Here is a 19,625-nt window from a genome sequence, read left to right as displayed (position 1 = left end):
CGAAAGGACACACGATGACTGACGTCCCCCATCCGCTCCTGGTCCTGGCCATGGACCACCGGGCGGTGATGCGCGGGCTGTTCGGTGACGCGGTGCCGGCCGCCGAACGCCAGGAGGCGTTCGGCCGGGTGAAGGACCTGGCCTTCGACGCGCTGGTCCGCACGATCGCCGAAGGCGGCACCGACCCGGCCAACCTCGGGGTGCTGATCGACGAGGAGTACGGCGGACGGACCATCCCCCGCGTACGGGAGGCCGGTTGCTGCCTGGTGCTGCCCGTCGAGGAGAGCCGGTCCTCGGTCTTCGACATCAACACCGGCGAGTTCGTCCTCACCGGCGGCGACGACTTCGGCGCCCGTCTGGACGCGCTCGGACCGGACATGGTCAAGGCGCTCATCGTGCACAACCCCGAACTGCCCGCCGGGCGCAGGGCCCGGCAGACCGCCCGCGCCCGCCAGGTGCTCGACTGGTGCCTGGCCAACCAGCGGCCCTTCATGCTGGAGATGCTGGTTCCGCCGACCGACGCGCAGCTCGCCGCGGACGCCGGCGACAAGGAGCGCTGGCAGCGCGCGCACCACACGGAACTGCTGCTGCGGACGGTCTCGGAGTACCAGGACGCGGGCGTGTGGCCGCACGTGTGGAAGCTGGAGCCGCTGGCCACCGAGGCCGACTACGCGGTGGTCGCCGACCACTGCCGGGCCGGGGCGCCGTATCCGACCTCCCTGGTGCTGCTCGGCGGCGGCGCGGACATCGACGCGGCCGAGGAGTGGGTGCGGCAGATCCGCGGGGTGGACGGCTACATCGGCTTCGCCATCGGCCGCAGCCTGTGGATCGACGCCTTCGACGGCTATCTCCACGGGGACCTCGACGAGGAGCAGGTGGTCGCCTCGATCGCCGGCCGGCTGCGACGGCTGGTCACCGCGTACTCGCTCGGCGAGGACGTGCCGAGCGCGGCGCGCTGACCGTGGTCGTCGGCCGGGCGCGCTGATCGGTGGCGTTGGCCGGGGCGCGAGTTTTCCCCCGACCGGGCCTCGCGCCGCAGGACGGCGAAGACCTGTAGACAGGACGAACCAGCGTATTTCAGCTCCTTGAGCGATGGAGGCTGTGATGGCAAGGACGGCATGCGTCGTCGGCGTGGACATCGGCACCACCACGGTGAAGGTGTGCGCCACCGACGAGCGCGGCCACGAGCTGGCGGTGGTCAGGGCCGACACCCCGTGGCGGCTCGCCGCCGGGACGACGGTGCTCGGGCACGAGGACCTGTCCGGCACGCTGGACGGTCTCTTCCGGCAGCTCGCCGACCGGCTGCCCGGCCGCCACGCCCTCGCCGTCGGCTTCGCGGGCATGGCCGAGGCGGGGTACGCGCTCGCCGCCGACGGCGCACCCGTCGCACCGGCCGTGGCCTGGTTCGACACCAGCGGGGCGGACGAACTGGCCGCTCTCCTCGCCGAGCACGGCGACGGCTTCACCGCCACCACCGGCCTGCGGCCCACCACCCGCGCCTCGGCCGTCAAGGTGGCGTGGCTGCTGCCCCGACTGGCCCGACGGCCGGCGTCGTCCGCCGGGCCCGACACCCGTACGTCCGCCGCTCTCGGTACGAGGTCCGGCCCGGCCGGGAAGGCCGTGAGCTGGCTGAACGTACCGGAGTGGGCCGCCCATTGGGCGGGCGGCCGGGCCACGGCCGAGTGGTCGCTCGCCGCACGCAGCGGCTTTATGGACGTGACCGCCCGCGAGTGGTGGAAGCACGGCGTGGACCGGGCTGGGCTCGACCCCGCCGCGATGCCGGAACTGCTGCCCGCCGGATCGCCCACCGGCACCGCGCGGGCCGGTCTGCCGCTGGTCGGCGGCGCGGTCGTCACCGTCGCGGGCCACGACCACCTGGCGGGCGCGATCGGCGCCGGGGCCGTACACCCCGACGACTGCTTCGACAGCCTCGGCACCGGCGAGGCGCTGATCCGCTCCCGGCCCGCCGCCAAGGACCCCGGCCTGCTGACCCGGGCGGTGGCCGCCGGATTCGAGCGCGGACCGCACATCGTCCCCGGCCGCGACTACCTCTTCGGCGTCCTCGGCACCGGACGCCTGCTGCGCGCCCTGCTCGACGACCGGCTCGGCGCCGAACGGACCCTCGCCGACGTCGACGCGCTCGGCAAGGCCGCGGCCCGGCTGTCCGCGACCGGCCGCGCGGCGGAATTCGCCGTCGCCCTCGGCAGCGCGGCCCGGCCGATGGCCCCGCTCGACCCGGCCGCCCTGGTGGCCGCCCTCCACGGACTGCCGGACGCCGAGGCGTGGGCCGTCACGGTCGAACTGACCTCCTGGCGCTGCCGCGACGCGATCGGCCTGCTCGACGTGCTCGGCGGCCCCGGCAACGCGCTGATCGCCGCGGGCGGCTGGTACACGTCCGGCTACATCAGGGCCGTCCGCGCCCGGGTGCTCGGCTCGGTCCGGCTGCCCGTCGGCGCCGAGGCCGGCGCCTGCGGCGCCGCCCGGATGGCGGCGCTGGCCTGCGGACTCATCCCCGCCCTCGGCACCTGGATCGACGACTGGACGGAGTTCACCGCATCATGACGTCCCATCCCATCACCGGGAACACCCGGATCTACGCGCACTTCGCCGACCCGGTGGCCCATGTGCGCACGCCCGAGGTGATGAACCGCTTCTTCCGCCAGCGCGGCATCGACGCGGCCGTGGTGCCGTACCAGGTCGGCGTCGAGGATCTGGCGCAGGCGGTCGCCGCGGCGCGCTCCTGGAAGAACCTGGCGGGCATCGGGGTCACCATGCCGCACAAGGAGCACATCGCCGGGCTGCTCGACGACCTCACCGAGGACGCCGTCAGGGCCGGGGCGAGCAACGTCATCCGCAGGCTGCCCGACGGGCGGCTGCTCGGCGGCCAGTACGACGGCCCCGGCCTGGTCGCGGGGCTGCGCGCGCACGGGGTGCGGCTGGAGGGCGCGCGGGTGCTGCTGCTCGGCGCGGGCGGCAGCGCGCGCGCCGTCGCCATGGCGCTGGCCGCCGCGGGCGTCTCGCACCTGGCCGTCCGCAACCGGACCACCGCCCGCGCCGTCGCCCTGGCCGAGCAGGTCGGCCGCCACTACCCGGCCGTGGCTTGCGAGGTGCGCGAGCGGGACTCCGTCGCCGACGTCGACGTCCTGGTCAACACCACCTCGGTCGGCATGCGCGCCGCCGATCCGCCGCCCGTCGACCTCGCCGCGCTCAGCCCCGCCACGGCCGTCAGCGACATCATCATGAAACCCGCCAGGACCCGGCTGCTCGACCACGCGCGGCGCGCGGGATGCACGGTCGTGCCCGGCATCCACATGCTCCTCCACCAGCTCGGGCCGACCGCGGACTTCCTCGGTCTCGAACCGACCCTCGAACCCTCCGGCGAACCCGATCCGCCGGACCTCACCGATCCGCCGGACCTCACCGATCCGCTCGCGCCCGCGGGCGACGCCGCGGAGGTGGCGTGATGCGTGCTCTCACCCTGCGAGGCGCCCATGACGCGGCGATCGGCGAGACCGACGAGGAACCGCTGGGCGCCGACGACGTACGCGTCGCGGTCGCGCGGGTCGGCCTCTGCGGCTCGGACACCCACTTCTACGCGCACGGGCGGATCGGCGCCTTCCGGCTCACCGGGCCGCACGTGCTCGGCCACGAGGCGTCCGGCACCGTCCTGGAGACCGGTGACCGGGTGACCGGACTCGCCCCCGGTGACCTGGTCGCCGTCGAACCCGGCCTGTGGTGCGGCCGGTGCCGCGAGTGCCTGGCCGGTACGTACAACCTGTGCGCGCGGATGCGCTTCCTCGGGATGCCGCCGCACGCCGGGCTGGCGCGCGAGCGCGTGGTGCTGCCGCGCCGCGCGGTGCACGCCGTCCCCGCCGCGATGACCGCGACCCGGGCGGCCCTGCTCGAACCGCTGTCGGTGGCCGTATGGGCCGTCGGCCGGGCCGCCGTACTCCCCGGCGAGCAGGTGCTGATCGCGGGCGCGGGCCCGATCGGCACCCTGGTGGCGCGGGTCGCCCTGGCCGAGAAGGCGGCCCGGGTGATCGTCGCGGACGTCGACGAGCGCCGACTGGCCCGGCTCGCGCACTCCACGCCCGGCGTGGAGACCGCTCACGTCGGCGCCGACCCGGGCACCGCCTTCCAGGACGTGGCCGCCGGCCTGGACTGCTACCTGGAGTGCTCGGGCGCGCCCACCGCGCTGGACGACGGGATGACGCGGCTGCGCCCGCGCGGCCGGGCCGTACTGGTCGGAGTGCCCGCCGCGCCGGCGATCACGCTGTCGTCCACCCTGATCCGCTACCGCGAACTCACCGTCACCACCGTCCACCGCTACGCCCACACCTGGCCGCGCGCCATCGAACTGGTCTCCAGCGGCGCGGTCGAGGTCGACGACCTGGTCTCCGACCACTACGCGCTGGAGGAGGGGCCGAAGGCCCTGGCCGACGCGGCGGCGGGCACGGTGGCGATGAAGGCCATGATCTCGGTGGACGCGTCATGAGCGGCACGCGGGGCGGGGAGCCCAACGGGGGCCGGGAGGACGGGACTTACGGTGCGGCGTCGGTTGCGGCGGCCGGGGTCTCCGGTACGCCGGCCACGTACGAGCAGGCCCTTGCCGGCGACGCCGAGGCCGTCGTCGGCGAACTGGGGGCCGTGGCGCGGCAGACGCCCGAGCGGGTCAGGGACGCCGCCGCGCTGGTGACCCGGGGCCGGGTCTTCCCGCTCAACTGGGACCTGGCCCTGCCCGACCCGCCGATCCTCGGCAGGGGCAGCCACACGCACACCCGTATCGACCTCGGCAACGGCTTCGACGACCGCCTCGACTCCTTCTACCCGCAGGGGTCCTCCCAGTGGGACGGGCTGGCGCACGTGCGCGGCCCCGACGGCGCCTATTACGGCGGCCACCGGGCCGCCGACATCGCGGCGGCGGCGGGGCCGCTGGGCATCGAGCACTGGGCGCGGCGCGGCATCGCGGGCCGCTTCGTCCTGGCCGACCTGGTCGCGCACGGGCGGCACGGCGGCGACTGCTCCCGCCGGGTCGCCTACACCGCGGCCGACGTGACGGCCGCGCTCACCGCGCAGGGCACCGAACCGCGGCCCGGAGACGTCCTGTTGCTGCACTTCGGCTGGACCCGGTGGTACGAGGGCCTGGACCGGGCGGCGCGCGGGGCGCTGGCGGCGGAGGGCTTCTTCGCCTCGCCGGGCCTGGCCGTCGATCCGGAGACCAGGCGGTGGCTGCGCGGCCTGGAGCTGTCCGCGGTCGCGGCCGACTGCCCCGCGGTGGAGGCCATGCCGTTCGACATGAGCGGGCCCGAGACCTTCCTGCACCACACGCTGATCGCCGAACTGGGCCTCGCGGTGGGCGAGTTGTTCGACCTCGCCGCCCTGGCCGAGGACTGCGCACAGGACGGCGTCCACGAGGGGCTGTTCACCGCGGCCCCGCTCCACCTCACCGGCGCGGCGGGCTCCACCGCCAACGCCCTCGCGCTGAAGTGACGCGGGGACCCCGTACGCCCCGAAGGACCTGACGACGCCGAGGACGCCGACGCCACCGACGACTCCCGACGAGACCGACGGCTTCCGACGCCACCGACAGCTTCCGACGACCCCAACGGCCTTGAGAACCAGAGGAGATGACCGACAGCATGGACGTCCTGGAGATTCAGTCCCTGGTGGGCGGGCGATGGACCGGCGCCCCGACGGCGGTACGGGACAATCCGGCCGTGCCCGGTCAGCGGGTCAGCCTCAGCGCGGACCTCGACGCCGCCACCGTGGAGCGCGCGCTGGACGCCGCCCACGCCGCCGCCCGCGACTGGGGACGCACCCCGGCCCCCGCCCGCGGCCGGATTCTGGAGCGGGCCGCCGCGCTCCTCGACGACCGCGCGGACGAGGCCGCCCGGGACATCACCCGCGAGGAGGGCAAGACCTTCGCGGAGGCGCGCGGCGAGGTCGCGCGGGCCGCCGACATCCTGCGCTTCTACGGCAGCGAGGGCTGGCGGATCGGCGGCACGACGTACCCCTCGGCGGCGGGCACCGACCTGGTCTACAGCCGCCGCGAACCGCTGGGCGCGGTCGCGGTCATCACCCCCTGGAACTTCCCGGTCGCCATCCCCGCCTGGAAGTCCGCGCCCGCCCTGGTCAGCGGCAACGCGGTGGTGCTCAAGCCCGCCCAGATAGCCCCCGCGGGCGCCTGGCACCTGGCCAGGGTGCTCCAGGAAGCCGGCCTGCCCGACGGGGTGTTCACCCTGCTGACCGGCTCGGGCGCCCGGATCGGCGCCCAACTCGTCGCGTCGCCGCGGATCGACGCGGTCACCTTCACCGGCTCGGTGGGCGTCGGCGCGGGCATCTACACCGCCGTCGCGCCGCGCCGCATCCGGGTGCAGCTCGAACTCGGCGGCAAGAACGCCGTCGTGGTCTGCGACGACGCCGACGCCGTGGTGGCCGCGCGCATCGTCGCGGCCGGCGGCTTCGGCCTCACCGGCCAGGCGTGCACCGCGACCAGCCGGGTGATCTGCCTGCCGGGCGTCAAGGACGCCTTCCTCGACGCCCTGCGCGAGGAGGCCGCGGCCTACCGGCCCGGCGACGGACTGACCGAGGGCGTACGGATGGGGCCGGTGGTCAGCGGCGCCCAACTCGCCACCGATCTCGGCTACGTGGACAAGGCCCTCGCCGAGGGCGCCAGGACCGTGGTCGGCGGCGCGGACCCGGACGGCCTGCTGCTCGGCCCCACGGTGCTGACCGGCGTGCGGCCCGCGCACACCGTCGCCCAGGAGGAGGTCTTCGGCCCGGTGGTCGCGGTGCTCGACGCCGCCGGCCTCGACCAGGCCATCGACCTGGTCAACGACTCCCGCTTCGGTCTGACGGCCGGTGTGGTCACCAACGACCTGGACACCGTGCACCGGTTCAGTTCCGAGGTGAGGGCCGGAGTGATCAAGGTGAACCGGCCGACCAGCGGGGTGGAGCTGAACGTCCCCTTCGGCGGGGTCGGCGACTCCTCCACCAACACCTACCGCGAGCAGGGACAGACCGCCGTGGACTTCTTCACCTGGACCAAGAGCGTGTACCAGGCGTCAGCGCCCGGGAACGCGTCATGACCGGCCCGCGGGCGGTCGCGGAGGGGAAGCCGCCACGCCCGCGGGCCCGGGGGGAGGCCGACCGGCCGCACCAGGGGGGAGCGGCCGGTCGGCCGAGCGTGTGGACCGCGGCGCGTGCGAGCCGGTCAGCCCGGTCGAGGCGGTCTACTACGAGGACACGACCTCGCGGTGACGACCTCGCTTCCCCGCCGTCCGGACGCGGCGGGGAAGCGACGACAGGAACGGAACGAAGGCGATGGACAAGCCGAACGCACCGCACGGGCCGGGCGACGCGGCGGGCGGTGCCCGCCGCCTGCGCGAACTGCTCGGCCCCAGCGTGCTGTTGGACGCGGGCACCCGTGCGCTGTACTCCTCCGACGCGTCCAACTACCGGGTGCCCCCGGTCGCCGTGGTGCGCGCGGAGTCGGCGGCGCACGCCGTCGACACCGTCGCCCACTGCCACCGACTCGGCCTGTCCGTGGTGGCACGCGGCGCCGGAACCTCGGTCGCGGGCAACGCGATCGGCCCCGGGGTCGTCCTCGACCTCACCGCGCTCGACGGGGTCGCCGACATCGACCCCGAGCGCCGTACCGCGACCGTGGGCGCCGGTACCGTCCAGGCCCGCCTCCAGCGCGAGGCCGCGCCGCACGGTCTGCTGCTCGGGCCCGACCCGTCGACCGCGGACCGCTGCACCATCGGCGGGATGATCGGCAACAACGCCTGCGGCGCGCACGCCGTGGCCTGGGGCAACACCCGTGACAACGTGGTGTCCGCCCGGCTGCTGCTGGCCGACGGCCGTCAGGTGACGGTTGATCAGCACGGCACGTCGGACGCGGAGTTGAACACCCGGCTGCGGCAGGTGGCCGACGCGCACCTGGCCGTCCTGCGGACCGAGTACGGCCGCTTCCCGCGCCAGGCGTCCGGCTACGCGCTGGACGCGCTGCTGCCCGAGCGCGGCTTCGACGTGATGAGCTCGCTGGTTGGCTCGGAAGGCACCCTGGCGCTGGTGCTGGACGCCACCGTACGGCTGGTGCCCAGGCCCGCCGCCCGCGCGCTCGCGGTGCTCGGCTTCCCCGACATGCCCGCCGCCGCCGACGCGACCCCGGCGCTGGTGGCCCTGGGCCCGCTGGCCGTCGAGGGCATGGACCGGCGGCTGGTGGAGGTCGTGGTCCGCCGAAAGGGAGCCGCCGCCGTGCCCGCGCTGCCGCGCGGCGCGGGCTGGCTGCTGGTGGAGACCGGCGGCGCCGACCTCGCGGAGGCGGAGCACGCGGCCCGCGCCGTACTGGCCGCGTCCGGCGCCGTGGACGGCCAGGTGGTGACCGACCCCGGCCGGATCGCCGCGCTGTGGCGGATCCGTACCGACGGGGTGGGCCTGGCGGGCCGCACACCCGGCGGAGCCGACGCCTGGCCCGGCTGGGAGGACGCCGCCGTACCGCCGGAGAGGCTCGGGGCCTACCTGCGGGACCTGGACGCGCTGCTCGGGCAGCACCACTACGACGGCCTGCTGTACGGGCACTTCGGCGACGGCTGTGTGCACGGCCGCTTCGACTTCGGTCTGCGGGACGAGGGCGGCGCGGCCCGGATGCGGGCGTTCCTCGAGGACGCCGCCGACCTGGTGGCCGCGCACGGCGGCTCGATGTCCGGCGAGCACGGCGACGGCCGGGCCCGCGGCGAACTCCTCTCCCGGATGTACTCTCCCGCCGCGCTGGGCGCCGCCGCCGCGGTCAAGGCGGTCTGGGACCCCGGCGCCCTGCTCAACCCCGGCGTGCTGGTCGACCCGGCGCCGCTCGACGCCGACCTGCGGGTCCGGCCGCGACTGCCCGTCGTCACCGGCGCGTTCGCCTACCCGCACGACTCCGGCGACCTCACCCGCGCGGTCCACCGCTGCGTCGGAGTCGGCAAGTGCCGCGCCGACCTCACGACGTCGGGCGGTGCGATGTGCCCCTCGTACCTCGCGACGGGGGAGGAGCGGCACTCCACCCGCGGCCGGGCCCGGCTGCTCCAGGAGATGCTCAGGGGCGACCTGGTGGACGGCGGCTGGGCCGACCCCGCGGTGCACGACGCACTGGACCTGTGCCTGTCGTGCAAGGCGTGTTCGAGCGACTGCCCGGCGGGCGTCGACATGGCCACGTACAAGGCGGAGGTGCTGCACCAGCGCTACCGGCGCAGGCTCCGCCCGGTGACGCACTACTCGCTGGGCTGGCTGCCGCGCACCGCCGGGCTCGCCACCCGGCTCGCCGGTGTCGGCAACGCGCTGCTCGGCAACCGGTGGGTCGGCGCGCTGGTCAAGCGGCTCGGCGGGATCGACGGACGGCGCGGCCTGCCCCGCTTCGCCCGCCGCACCTTCCGGGCGTCCTTCCTGGCCTCCTTCCGCGCCGATCCTGACGCCCGCGACGCCCGCGACCCGCGCCCGTCCCGCCCCCGCGTGCTGCTGTGGGTGGACAGCTTCACCCAGTCGTTCTCGCCCGAGGTCGGCACGGCCGCCGTACGCGTACTGGAACAGGCCGGATACACCGTCGAATTGACGAAGCGTCAGGTCTGCTGCGGGCTGACCTGGATCTCCACCGGCCAGCTCGACGGCGCCCGCCGGCAACTGCGCCGTACGTACACGGCACTTGAACCGGCCGTCGCCGACGGTGTGCCCATCGTCGGCCTCGAACCGTCGTGCACGTCCGTGCTGCGCCGGGACGGCGTCGAGCTGCTGCCCGACGACCCCAGGGCGCGGCGGGTGGCCGATCTCACCGTCACCCTGGCCGAGTTGCTGAGCCGTACGCCCGGCTGGCGACCGCCGGACCTGTCGGGCGTCCGGACGGTCGCCCAACCGCACTGCCACCAGCGGGCCGTGATGGGCTGGCGGGCGGACGAGGAACTGCTGCGCACGGCGGGCGCCGACGTCACCGCGGTCGGCGGCTGCTGCGGACTCGCGGGCAACTTCGGTGTGGAGCGCGGCCATTACGACGTCTCGGTGGCCGTCGCGCGGACCGCGCTGCTGCCCGCGCTGGAGACGGCGGAGCGCACCGGCCCGGTACTGGCCGACGGATTCTCCTGCCGTACCCAGATCGACGACCTCGCGGCCGGCGTCGGAGCGGTCCACCTGGCCCAGCTGCTCGCGTCCGCCCTCGACGACGAGTCCGACGGCCGGGCGGTGAAGGAGGGCGAGGACGGGTAGGGGCGACGGTTAAGGCGCGACGGTCAGGGGACGACGCCGTGACGACGTCAGACCGGCTCGGCCACCTGCACCTCGAGGCCGGCGCCGCGCAGTTCCGCGAGCTGCGTGGCGCTGATCCCCGAGTCGGTGATCAGCAGGTCGGGCCCGTCGACCGGTGCGAAGCGGGAGAACAGCGCGGTGCCGATCTTCGAGTGGTCGCACAGCACCACGACCCGCCGGGCGGAGGCCATCATCGTCCGCTTGACGGCGCTCTCCGAGACGTCCGAGGTGGAGAAGCCGTGGTCCACCGTTATCCCCGAGGTGCCCAGGAACGCGACGTCGACCTTGACCTCGTCCAGTGCCCGCAGCGTCAGCATCTCGACCTCGGCCAGCGTGTCGTTGCGGACCCGCCCGCCGGTCGTGTAGACGGCCGCGCCCGGCTTGCCGGTCATCGTGACGGCGATGGGCAGGGAGTTGGTCATCACCACCAACTGCGGCCCGCCGGGGTAGAGATCGGCGAGCCGTCCGGTGCTGCTGCCCGCGTCGATGAGCACCGCGCCGCCGGTCGGCATGTGCGCGAGCGCCGCCGCGCCGATCGCCGTCTTCTCCTCGGCCATGATCCGGGTGCGCTGGGCGAGACCGGGGATGCCGTGCTCGTTGTCCAGCAGGATCGCGCCGCCGTGCACCCGGCGCAGCGCGCCGGTCTGCTCCAGCTCCACCAGGTCCCTGCGCACCGTCTCCGCGGTGACCTGGAACCGCTCCGAGATCTCGACGACGGTCAGCCTGCGCCGCTCCCTGAGCAGCTCCACCAGGGCCCGTCGGCGCTCGGTGGGGAACGCGGGCCTGGCCTCCTCGGCAGCGCGGTCCTCGGCTTCTGGCGTCACCGTCCAGACCTTAGACCATCACCCCCTCGGGGACCGGGACAGCCGACCGGTCGAGGGCGGCGGCCGAAGCGGCGGGCGAAGCGGCGGTCGGGGCGGCGGCCGAGGCGGCGGCCGGGGCGGGCTCAGTCCTGGGCCGCCAGGGCCGCCACGATGCGGTCGAGCGCCGTCAGATCGGCGGCCGACAGGGCGCTCAGCGACTCCGGCGGGGCGCCCATGATGGCGTTGGCGCGGTCCGCGGCGGCGTGGCCCTCGGCGGTGGCCGTCACGATCTTGGAGCGCCGGTCCGTGGGGTGTTCGTGCCGCTCGACCAGGCCGCGCTTGGCGAGGTCGTCCACCACCAGCGTCGTGTACGGGCGGTCGGAGGAGAGCTCGGCCGCCAACTCGCTGAGCCGGGCGGGAGAGGCGGCGACCCGGCGCAGCACCTTGATCCGGAAGAAGCTCATGCCGAGCGCTTCCGAGGTCTCCTTGCGGCGCTCGTTGCGCTCCAGTACGTAGGTGCGCAGATTGCGCCAGATCCGCTCGGCGGTGGCGTCGGGCGTGCCTGAGGCCGTACCGGCGCCCGTGCTGTCGGGCGTGCCTGAGGCCGTATCGACCGGGTCCGTATGGCCGGATTCCGTGCCGAGGGAACTCGTCGCGTCCGACGTCGTCGTCATGAGGTGCTCACCGGGATTCGGGGGGTGTCGTCATCTTCGTCTTCTTCTGGCACGAGCAGACCGGCCGCGCGTTCGGCCGTACCGCGGGCCCAGCGTCCGGTGGTGAGCGTACCGATGAGCAGGACGGAGGCGCCGCAGCCCGAGATGATCCACCAGGCGGTGGTCTGCATTCCGGCGGCCAGCGCGGCGCCGATCACGGCGACGCCCAGCGACTGGCCGATCTGGCGGCTGGTGGACGCCACGGCCGCCGCGACCCCGGCCTGGGCGCGGGGCATGCCGGACACGGCGGTGTTGGTGATTGGGGCGTTGACCAGGCCGAAGCCGATGCCGAACAGGACGTAGGAGGTGAAGAGCAGGGCGTTGGACGACTCGGCGTCCAGCACCGCGAAGATCACGCCGCTGGCCGTCATGGTGAGACCGGCGAGCACCAGCGGCAGGCGCGGGCCGCGCGAGGCGACCAGCCGTCCGGACAGCGGCGCGAAGACCAGGCACATCACGGCCATCGGCAGCATGTACAGCCCGGCGTCGAGGGCGGACAGGCCCCGGTCGTCCTGGAGGTAGAGGGTGTTGAGGAAGAGGAAGCCGCCGAGCGCGGCGAAGCCGCTGACCGCGATGAGGGTCGCGCCGCTGAAGGGCGCGCTGCGGAAGAAGCGCACGTCGATCAGCGGGTCGGTGCGCCGCTTCTCGTACCGCGTCAGGCCGAGCAGCGCGAGCACCGTGACGACGAAGCAGCCGACGATCAGCGGGGAGGTCCAGCCCGCGCCCGAGCCCTCGATGATGCCGTAGGTGAGCGAGCCGAGCAGCGCGATGACCAGCACCTGGCCGACCGGGTCGACGCGGCGCGGGCGGGGCGCGCGGGACTCGGGGATGTAGCGCGAGGTGAGGATCAGGGCGAGCACGCCCACCGGCAGGTTGATCCAGAAGATCGACCGCCAGCCGACGGTCTCCACCAGCGCGCCGCCGACGATCGGTCCGGCCGCCATGCTGATCCCGACGACACCGCCCCACACGCCGATCGCGCGGGCCCGTTCGCGGGCGTCGGTGAAGGTGTTGGTGATGATCGACATCGCCACCGGGTTGAGCATCGAGCCGCCGACCGCCTGGATCATCCGGAAGGCGATCAGCCAGCCGAGGCCGGGCGCGAGGCTGCACAGCAGCGAACCGAGCGTGAAGAAGACCAGCCCGATCCGGAAGATCTTCTTCCGGCCGAGCCGGTCGGCCGTGGAGCCGGAGAGCAGCAGCAGTGAGGCGATCACCACCAGATACGCGTCGATCGTCCACTGGAGGCCGGAGACCGAGGCGTGGAAGTCCCGCTTCATCGACGGCAGCGCCACGTTCAGGATCGTGTTGTCCAGGCTGACGATCAGCAGGCTCATGCAGCAGATCCCCAGGATGAGCATCCGACGCCGGTGCGTCAGCTCGGGCATGGGCGCGGGCTCCTCTTCTCGTGGCTGAGTGCGTAGTGCGTAGTGCGTGCCGATACCAACGATTGTACGACCAGAATCATTTTGGCCGTACAACCAATTTCGGCGGACCCCCGCTCCGTACGCGACAATGGACGGCATGACCGCTGACCCCGCCACGCTCACCCGCCCGGAAACCCTCCGGATCGGCCCGCACGCCGTGTGGCCGCCGGTCGAACTCGCCCCCATGGCGGGCATCACCAACGCGCCCTTCCGCACGCTCTGCCGGGAATTCGCCGAAGGCGAGCGGGGGTTCGGGGGCCGGCCCCCGACGGATCGCGGCAGCGGCGGCAAGGGGCTGTTCGTCAGCGAGATGATCACGACGCGGGCGCTGGTCGAGCGCAACGAGAAGACGATGCACCTCATCCACTTCGACGCGTCGGAGACACCGCGCTCCATCCAGCTCTACGGTGTCGACCCGGCGACCGTCGGCAAGGCCGTGCGGATGATCGTGGACGAGGACCTGGCCGACCACATCGACCTCAACTTCGGCTGCCCGGTGCCGAAGGTGACCCGCAAGGGCGGCGGGTCCGCGCTGCCGTTCAAGCGCAATCTGCTGCGGGCGATCCTGCGCGAGGCGGTCGGCAACGCGGGCGACCTGCCGGTCACCATCAAGATGCGCAAGGGCATCGACGACGACCACCTCACGTATCTCGACGCGGGCCGCATCGCGGTCGAGGAGGGGGTCACGGCGGTCGCGCTGCACGGCCGCACCGCCGCCCAGCACTACGGCGGCACCGCCGACTGGGACGCCATCGCGCGGCTCAAGGAGCACGTGCCCGAGATCCCGGTGCTCGGCAACGGCGACATCTGGTGCGCGGACGACGCGGTACGGATGATGCGGGAGACCGGCTGCGACGGCGTCGTGGTCGGCCGGGGGTGCCTCGGGCGGCCCTGGCTCTTCGGCGACCTGGTCGCCGCCTTCGAGGGCGGCGCCGCGCCCGCCACCCCCGGCTTCGGGCAGGTCGCGCGCGTGATGCGGCGGCACGCGGAACTGCTGGGGGAGTGGATCGGGGACGAGGCACGCGGTGTCGTCGACTTCCGCAAGCACGTGCCCTGGTACACCAAGGGCTTCTCGGTCGGCTCGGACGCGCGCCGGGCGCTGGCCACGGCCTCGTCGCTGGCCGAGATGGACGAGCACCTCGGCGGCCTCGACCTCACCCAGCCCTGGCCCGCGCACGCCGACGGCCCGCGCGGCCGTACCGCCCCCGGCAAGCGGGTCGTCCTCCCGGACGGCTGGCTCAACGACCCGTACGACTGCACCGTGCTCACGGAAGACGCCGAATCCGACACGTCGGGCGGCTAGAACGTGTCCAGAATGTGAGACGCGAGGCGTGATTCGCGCCACGGTTGATAGGGGTTGCGCTCAAACGAGCGCGAGGAGGGGTGTCGCACCTTCCGAAAGCATGGCACGCAGTGCCACCCCCGCTGCGTCCACGCGGCACGGCGCGACGTGACGCTCCGTCGACCGAATCGCCGAAGCGGCCACCGGAGTGAAACCGTCCGTTCGACTCGTGAACGGAGCGAGGACACCGGCCGGTGAGCCCCCCGCTCGGGATACACCGGCAGACGGGCGGTTACCGCCGTGTGTCGAGGTCATGGACACACTGCGGCGCCTTCGGGCTGGGTACGCTCCCCGCCGTCAGGGCATCCCGGTCGCGAGGAGTCGAGTCCCGTGTCGGCACGACAGAAGAAGCAGAAGTTCGTTTACGACTTCACTGAGGGCAACAAAGACCTCAAGGACCTACTCGGCGGCAAGGGAGCGAACCTCGCCGAGATGACCAACCTCGGCCTGCCCGTCCCTCCGGGTTTCACCATCACCACCGAGGCGTGCAGGGTCTATCTGGAAACCGGCGCGGAACCCTCCGCGCTGCGCGACGAGGTGAGTGCGCACCTCGACGCGCTGGAGCAGCGGATGGGCAAGAAGCTCGGCCAGCCGGACGATCCGCTGCTGGTCTCGGTCCGCTCGGGCGCGAAGTTCTCCATGCCCGGCATGATGGACACCGTCCTCAACATCGGCCTGTCCGACGCGTCGGTCGCGGGGCTCGCCCAGCAGGCGGGCAACGAGCGCTTCGCGTGGGACTCCTACCGGCGTCTTGTGCAGATGTTCGGCAAGACCGTGCTCGGCGTGGGCGGCGACCTCTTCGAGGACGCGCTGGAGGAGGCCAAGCGGAACAAGGGCGCGGACAGCGACCTCGGTCTGGACGCGGCCGATCTCAAACAGCTCGTGGACGACTTCAAGGCGATCGTCGCCAAGGAGGCCGGCCGGGACTTCCCGCAGGAGCCGCGCGAGCAGATGGACCTCGCCGTGCGCGCGGTCTTCGACTCCTGGAACACCGAGCGAGCCAAGCTCTACCGCCGCCAGGAACGTATCCCCGGCGACCTGGGCACCGCCGTCACCGTCTGCTCGATGGTCTTCGGCAACCTCGGCCCGGACTCCGGCACCGGCGTCGCCTTCACCCGCGACCCGGCCAGCGGCCACCAGGGCACGTACGGGGACTACCTCCAGAACGCCCAGGGCGAGGACGTCGTCGCCGGCATCCGCAACACCGTGCCGCTCGCCGACCTCGAAGGCATCGACAAGACGTCGTACGACCAGCTCATCTCGATCATGGAGACGCTGGAGACGCACTACCGCGACCTGTGCGACATCGAGTTCACCATCGAGCGCGGCAAGCTGTGGATGCTCCAGACCCGGGTCGGCAAGCGGACCGCGGCGGCGGCCTTCAGGATCGCCACCCAGCTCGTCGACCAGGGGCTGATCAACGAGGCGGAGGCGCTGCAACGGGTCAACGGCGCGCAGTTGGCGCAGCTCATGTTCCCGCGCTTCGACGACACGGTCGCCGACAGCGGGAACGTACGGCGGATCGGCTGGGGCATCGCGGCCTCGCCGGGCGCCGCCGTCGGCAAGGCGGTCTTCGACTCGTACACCGCCGTGAAGTGGTCGCGGTCCGGCGAGAAGGTCATCCTGATCCGCCGCGAGACCAACCCCGACGACCTCAACGGCATGATCGCCGCCGAGGGCATCCTCACCAGCCGCGGCGGCAAGACCTCGCACGCCGCCGTCGTCGCCCGCGGGATGGGCAAGACCTGCGTGTGCGGCGCCGAGGAGCTGGAGGTCGACACCAAGCGGCGACGGCTGACCGCCAACGGCCCGGACGGGAAGGAGGTGGTGGTGATAGAGGAGGGCGACCTCATCTCGATCGACGGCTCCTCGGGCAAGGTGTACGTCGGCGAGGTGCCCGTCGTACCGTCCCCGGTGGTCGAGTACTTCGAGGGCCGCATGCACGCGGGGGCCGACGAGGCCGACGGACTCGTCCAGGCGGTGCACCGGATCATGGCGTACGCCGACCGGGTCCGCCGCCTGCAAGTACGCGCCAACGCCGACAACGCCGAGGACGCCAACCGCGCCCGCCGCTTCGGCGCGCAGGGCATCGGCCTGTGCCGTACCGAGCACATGTTCCTCGGCGAGCGCCGCGAGCTGGTCGAGCGGCTGGTCCTCGCCGACACCGACACCGAGCGCGAGGAGGCGCTGGGCGCGCTGCTGCCGCTGCAGAAGGCCGACTTCATCGAGCTGTTCGAGTCGATGGACGGACTGCCGGTGACCGTACGGCTCTTGGACCCGCCGCTGCACGAATTCCTCCCCGACATCACGGAGTTGTCGGTACGGGTCGCGCTCGCCGAGTCCCGCAGGGACGCCAACGAGAACGATCTGCGGCTGCTCCAGGCCGTCCACAAGCTCCACGAGCAGAACCCGATGCTGGGCCTGCGCGGCGTACGCCTCGGCCTGGTCATCCCCGGTCTGTTCGCCATGCAGGTACGGGCCATCGCGGAGGCCGCGGCGCACCGCAAGTCCGTCAAGGGCGATCCGCGCCCCGAGGTGATGATCCCGCTGGTCGGCACCGTGCAGGAACTGGAGATCGTCCGCGAGGAGGCCGACCGCGTCATCGCCGAGGTCGAGGCGGCCACCGGCGCCTCGCTCGGCATGGCCATCGGCACGATGATCGAGCTGCCGCGCGCCGCGCTGACGGCCGGTCAGATCGCGGAGGCCGCCGAGTTCTTCTCCTTCGGCACCAACGACCTCACTCAGACCGTGTGGGGCTTCTCCCGCGACGACGTCGAGGCGTCCTTCTTCACCGCCTACCTGGAGAAGGGCATCTTCGGCGTCTCCCCGTTCGAGACCATCGACCGCGACGGCGTCGGCGCGCTGGTCCGCTCCGCGTGCGAGGCCGGCCGCGCCACCCGCCCCGGCCTCAAGCTCGGTATCTGCGGCGAGCACGGCGGCGACCCCGAGTCCGTCCACTTCTTCCACGACGTCGGACTCGACTACGTCTCCTGCTCGCCCTTCCGCATCCCCGTCGCCCGCCTGGAGGCCGCCCGCGCCGCCGCCGGTCGGCCTGCGACGACCACCTGACCGGGCCGGGCCCGGACCGCCGCCGGAAGCCCCTTGCCCTGGGGGCACCCTCACCGACCGGCGACCCGATCCCGACCCCGCCCCGCCGGGGGCGGCGCTTCGTGCGGAAGCGCCGCCCCCGGCACTTTCACGTCCGTGGGGTCACACCGCCGGCGGAACCACCGGCGGAACCATCGGAGGAGCCACCGGTGGAGGGGGTCAGGAGGACGTGGGGCTGGCCGTGGTGCTGGGGCTGGTGCTGCCGCTCGGGGTCGGGGTCGGGGCGGTCTTCGACGGCGGGCCGAAGGTGACGTCCACGTGGTCGAAGCCGAGCGAGGTCAGCAGGTGCTCCAGCATGAATTTGGTGTTGGTCTCGGCCCGCGCGCCCAACTCGGTCTGCTTGGCGGCGTCCTGGATCTTCTGCGCGGCCAGCTCGTTGAGCTGCTGGGCGTTGCCCGGGTTGTTGCCGAAGAAGTCGCCGATCCGGTCGAAGAAGCCGCGCTGCTGCGAGACGACGTAGGAATGCTTGGTGTCCAGCGAGGTCCGCTCAAGCGCCGCGTGCGGCAGGCGGATCGTCGCGGACTTGCGGTCGGCGGAGACCTTCACCGCGTCGTTGCCGACGGAACCGAGATCGACATACGCGTCGACGCTGCCCGCGCCGACGTACAGCGTGCGCTTGCCGCGCACCGCGGACGGCAGGAATTTGGCGTCCTTCTCCAGGTCGACGACGACCTCGAAGTTGCCGCTCGCGCCCTCGAAGCGGCTCATGTCCTGGATGGACTTCAACAGGACAGGACCGCTGCGGTCCTTGTCCTTCTCCGCGAACGGATTCGGTATACCGGGCAGCAGATTGGCCTTGCCGAGCAACAGGAACAGCAGCGCGAGTACGACCACTCCGATAGCTGTCCGCGCCCACCAGGGCATACGTCCCGCAGTACCACTGATCGCCATGACCGCGTCACCTCCTGAAGGGCCGGGTACCCGCCCTCGGCGATTCCATGAGCCGAACATGCGGTCGAGATAAGGGAGTTGATACGGCCGGTGCGCGGTGGGCAGGGCAGGCGCGCGTCACGCCCGGCGGCTCACAGCGCGTACGTGACCCCCGTCAGCCGTTCCGACGCCTCCCACAGCAGCTCACCGGTCACGTCGTCACGGGTCCTGGGCAGCCGCCAGGCGCGGGCCGGCGCGCCCCGCAGACCCGGGGCGCGCGGGCCGGTGAAGGAGTCGGGGGCGACACCGGGCGCCGTCGCCGCGTAGAGCGTGGGCAGCGCCCCGCGGTCGGCCGACTGCGCCAGCAGCCAGGTGCCGAAGACGTAGACGCGCTCCACGCCCCTGCGGCCCTCCAGCAGCGCCCCGCGCGTGTGCAGGTCGGTCGCCGCGTAGCCGGGGTGCGCCGCCGCGGCCACGATTCCCGAACCGGCCGCCGCGAGCCGCCGTGACAGCTCGTGCACGAAGAGCAGATTGGCGCTCTTCGACTGGCCGTACGCCGTCCAACGGTGGTATCCGCGGCTCGCGTTGAGGTCGCCGAGATTCACCCCCGCCAGTACGTGCGCCACGCTCGACACCACGACGACGCGGGCCCCGCGGTCCGCCGCCCGCAGCCGTGGCAGCAGCAGGCCCGTCAGCGCGAAGTGACCCAGGTGGTTCACCCCGAACTGCTTCTCGAAGCCGTCGTACGTCAGGCCGTACGGCAGTGCCATCACCCCGGCGTTGTTGACCAGCAGGTCGAGCGACGGCTCCTCGTACGCCTCCGCGAACGCCCGTACGCTTCCCAGGTCGGCCAGGTCCAGTGGCCTGAACGCCGCCTGGGCGTTGGGCACTTCGGCCTGTAGCCGCTTCAGCGCCGCCGTCGCGCGCTCCGCGTCCCGGCAGGCAAGGGTCACGCGGGCGCCGCGGCGGGCCAGTTCCCTGGCCGTGCAGTAACCGATGCCGGTGTTCGCGCCCGTCACCACGGCCGTCCTTCCGGACTGGTCCGGAACGCTCTCCGCCGTCCAGCTCATGACGTCCCCCTCCCTCT

Annotated in this window: 14 protein-coding genes; 9 read left to right on the top strand and 5 right to left on the bottom strand. The window is 73.2% G+C overall.

Features of this window, described 5'->3' with window-relative positions; all coding sequences use genetic code 11:
* Positions 1–14: 14 nt before the first annotated feature.
* The 7 genes from BGM09_RS08105 to BGM09_RS08075 all read left to right on the top strand — a co-directional run bounded on the left by BGM09_RS08105 (position 15) and on the right by BGM09_RS08075 (position 10,236).
* Entirely contained in the window at positions 15–959 is a 945-nt protein-coding gene (locus tag BGM09_RS08105) for a 2-deoxy-5-keto-D-gluconate 6-phosphate aldolase domain-containing protein (protein ID WP_188280769.1), read from the top strand.
* A gap of 145 nt (positions 960–1,104) precedes the next feature.
* The gene (locus BGM09_RS08100; RefSeq protein ID WP_188280768.1) at positions 1,105–2,562 is read left to right on the top strand and encodes an FGGY family carbohydrate kinase; all 1,458 of its coding nucleotides are present in this window, start codon (positions 1,105–1,107) and stop codon (positions 2,560–2,562) included.
* On the top strand, positions 2,559–3,464 hold the full coding sequence (locus BGM09_RS08095; protein WP_188280767.1) for a shikimate dehydrogenase family protein: 906 nt from the start codon (positions 2,559–2,561) through the stop codon (positions 3,462–3,464). The genes BGM09_RS08100 and BGM09_RS08095 overlap by 4 nt, the downstream gene beginning before the upstream one ends.
* Positions 3,464–4,495, top strand: a complete 1,032-nt coding sequence (locus BGM09_RS08090; protein ID WP_188280766.1) for an alcohol dehydrogenase catalytic domain-containing protein — start codon at positions 3,464–3,466, stop codon at positions 4,493–4,495. Before BGM09_RS08095 ends, BGM09_RS08090 begins: the two co-directional genes overlap by 1 nt.
* On the top strand, positions 4,492–5,490 hold the full coding sequence (locus BGM09_RS08085; RefSeq protein WP_188280765.1) for a cyclase family protein: 999 nt from the start codon (positions 4,492–4,494) through the stop codon (positions 5,488–5,490). The genes BGM09_RS08090 and BGM09_RS08085 overlap by 4 nt, the downstream gene beginning before the upstream one ends.
* A 137-nt stretch (positions 5,491–5,627) precedes the next feature.
* Complete coding sequence (locus BGM09_RS08080) at positions 5,628–7,088, top strand: aldehyde dehydrogenase family protein (protein WP_223186493.1); 1,461 nt, start codon at positions 5,628–5,630, stop codon at positions 7,086–7,088.
* Between the two features lie 235 nt (positions 7,089–7,323).
* Positions 7,324–10,236, top strand: a complete 2,913-nt coding sequence (locus BGM09_RS08075; protein WP_188280764.1) for an FAD-binding and (Fe-S)-binding domain-containing protein — start codon at positions 7,324–7,326, stop codon at positions 10,234–10,236.
* 47 nt (positions 10,237–10,283) lie between these two features.
* Here BGM09_RS08075 and BGM09_RS08070 read toward each other — a convergent pair whose 3' ends face one another.
* The 3 genes from BGM09_RS08070 to BGM09_RS08060 form a co-directional block, all read right to left on the bottom strand.
* Positions 10,284–11,099, bottom strand: a complete 816-nt coding sequence (locus BGM09_RS08070) for a DeoR/GlpR family DNA-binding transcription regulator (RefSeq protein WP_188280763.1) — start codon at positions 11,097–11,099, stop codon at positions 10,284–10,286.
* 122 nt (positions 11,100–11,221) lie between these two features.
* Positions 11,222–11,752: a MarR family winged helix-turn-helix transcriptional regulator gene (locus BGM09_RS08065; protein ID WP_188280762.1), complete on the bottom strand. Its 531-nt coding sequence runs from the start codon at positions 11,750–11,752 to the stop codon at positions 11,222–11,224.
* Complete coding sequence (locus BGM09_RS08060) at positions 11,749–13,179, bottom strand: MFS transporter (RefSeq protein ID WP_188280761.1); 1,431 nt, start codon at positions 13,177–13,179, stop codon at positions 11,749–11,751. The genes BGM09_RS08065 and BGM09_RS08060 overlap by 4 nt, the downstream gene beginning before the upstream one ends.
* 136 nt (positions 13,180–13,315) lie before the next feature.
* Here BGM09_RS08060 and dusB point away from each other — a divergent pair, with 136 nt between their 5' ends.
* Positions 13,316–14,521: a tRNA dihydrouridine synthase DusB gene (gene dusB, locus BGM09_RS08055; protein WP_188280760.1), complete on the top strand. Its 1,206-nt coding sequence runs from the start codon at positions 13,316–13,318 to the stop codon at positions 14,519–14,521.
* Between the two features lie 369 nt (positions 14,522–14,890).
* A complete protein-coding gene (gene ppdK / locus BGM09_RS08050; RefSeq protein ID WP_188280759.1) occupies positions 14,891–17,629 on the top strand; it encodes a pyruvate, phosphate dikinase in 2,739 nt (912 codons plus the stop codon).
* 198 nt (positions 17,630–17,827) lie between these two features.
* Here the strand turns inward: ppdK and BGM09_RS08045 are convergent, their stop codons facing one another.
* Together BGM09_RS08045 and BGM09_RS08040 are read right to left on the bottom strand one after the other, a co-directional pair.
* Positions 17,828–18,559: a DUF4230 domain-containing protein gene (locus BGM09_RS08045; protein ID WP_188280758.1), complete on the bottom strand. Its 732-nt coding sequence runs from the start codon at positions 18,557–18,559 to the stop codon at positions 17,828–17,830.
* A gap of 131 nt (positions 18,560–18,690) precedes the next feature.
* Positions 18,691–19,608 (bottom strand): oxidoreductase, encoded by a 918-nt coding sequence (locus tag BGM09_RS08040; protein ID WP_188280757.1) that lies wholly within the window; start codon positions 19,606–19,608, stop codon positions 18,691–18,693.
* Positions 19,609–19,625: the final 17 nt, after the last annotated feature.

The sequence above is a fragment of the Streptomyces sp. CBMA29 genome (genome assembly GCF_014596445.1).
In the GTDB taxonomy this organism is placed as follows: domain Bacteria; phylum Actinomycetota; class Actinomycetes; order Streptomycetales; family Streptomycetaceae; genus Actinacidiphila.
Note: the sequence above shows the minus strand (reverse complement) of the source record. Positions and strands in the feature narration are given on the sequence as shown.

Excerpts from the sequence above, each read along its gene's own strand:
- BGM09_RS08105 (WP_188280769.1), top strand. The coding sequence starts at position 15 with ATGACTGACGTCCCCCATCCGCTCCTGGTCCTGGCCATGGACCACCGG.
- BGM09_RS08100 (WP_188280768.1), top strand. The coding sequence starts at position 1,105 with ATGGCAAGGACGGCATGCGTCGTCGGCGTGGACATCGGCACCACCACG.
- BGM09_RS08095 (WP_188280767.1), top strand. The coding sequence starts at position 2,559 with ATGACGTCCCATCCCATCACCGGGAACACCCGGATCTACGCGCACTTC.
- BGM09_RS08090 (WP_188280766.1), top strand. The coding sequence starts at position 3,464 with ATGCGTGCTCTCACCCTGCGAGGCGCCCATGACGCGGCGATCGGCGAG.
- BGM09_RS08085 (WP_188280765.1), top strand. The coding sequence starts at position 4,492 with ATGAGCGGCACGCGGGGCGGGGAGCCCAACGGGGGCCGGGAGGACGGG.
- BGM09_RS08080 (WP_223186493.1), top strand. The coding sequence starts at position 5,628 with ATGACCGACAGCATGGACGTCCTGGAGATTCAGTCCCTGGTGGGCGGG.
- BGM09_RS08075 (WP_188280764.1), top strand. The coding sequence starts at position 7,324 with ATGGACAAGCCGAACGCACCGCACGGGCCGGGCGACGCGGCGGGCGGT.
- BGM09_RS08065 (WP_188280762.1), bottom strand. The coding sequence starts at position 11,752 with ATGACGACGACGTCGGACGCGACGAGTTCCCTCGGCACGGAATCCGGC.
- BGM09_RS08060 (WP_188280761.1), bottom strand. The coding sequence starts at position 13,179 with ATGCCCGAGCTGACGCACCGGCGTCGGATGCTCATCCTGGGGATCTGC.
- dusB (WP_188280760.1), top strand. The coding sequence starts at position 13,316 with ATGACCGCTGACCCCGCCACGCTCACCCGCCCGGAAACCCTCCGGATC.
- BGM09_RS08045 (WP_188280758.1), bottom strand. The coding sequence starts at position 18,559 with ATGGCGATCAGTGGTACTGCGGGACGTATGCCCTGGTGGGCGCGGACA.
- BGM09_RS08040 (WP_188280757.1), bottom strand. The coding sequence starts at position 19,608 with ATGAGCTGGACGGCGGAGAGCGTTCCGGACCAGTCCGGAAGGACGGCC.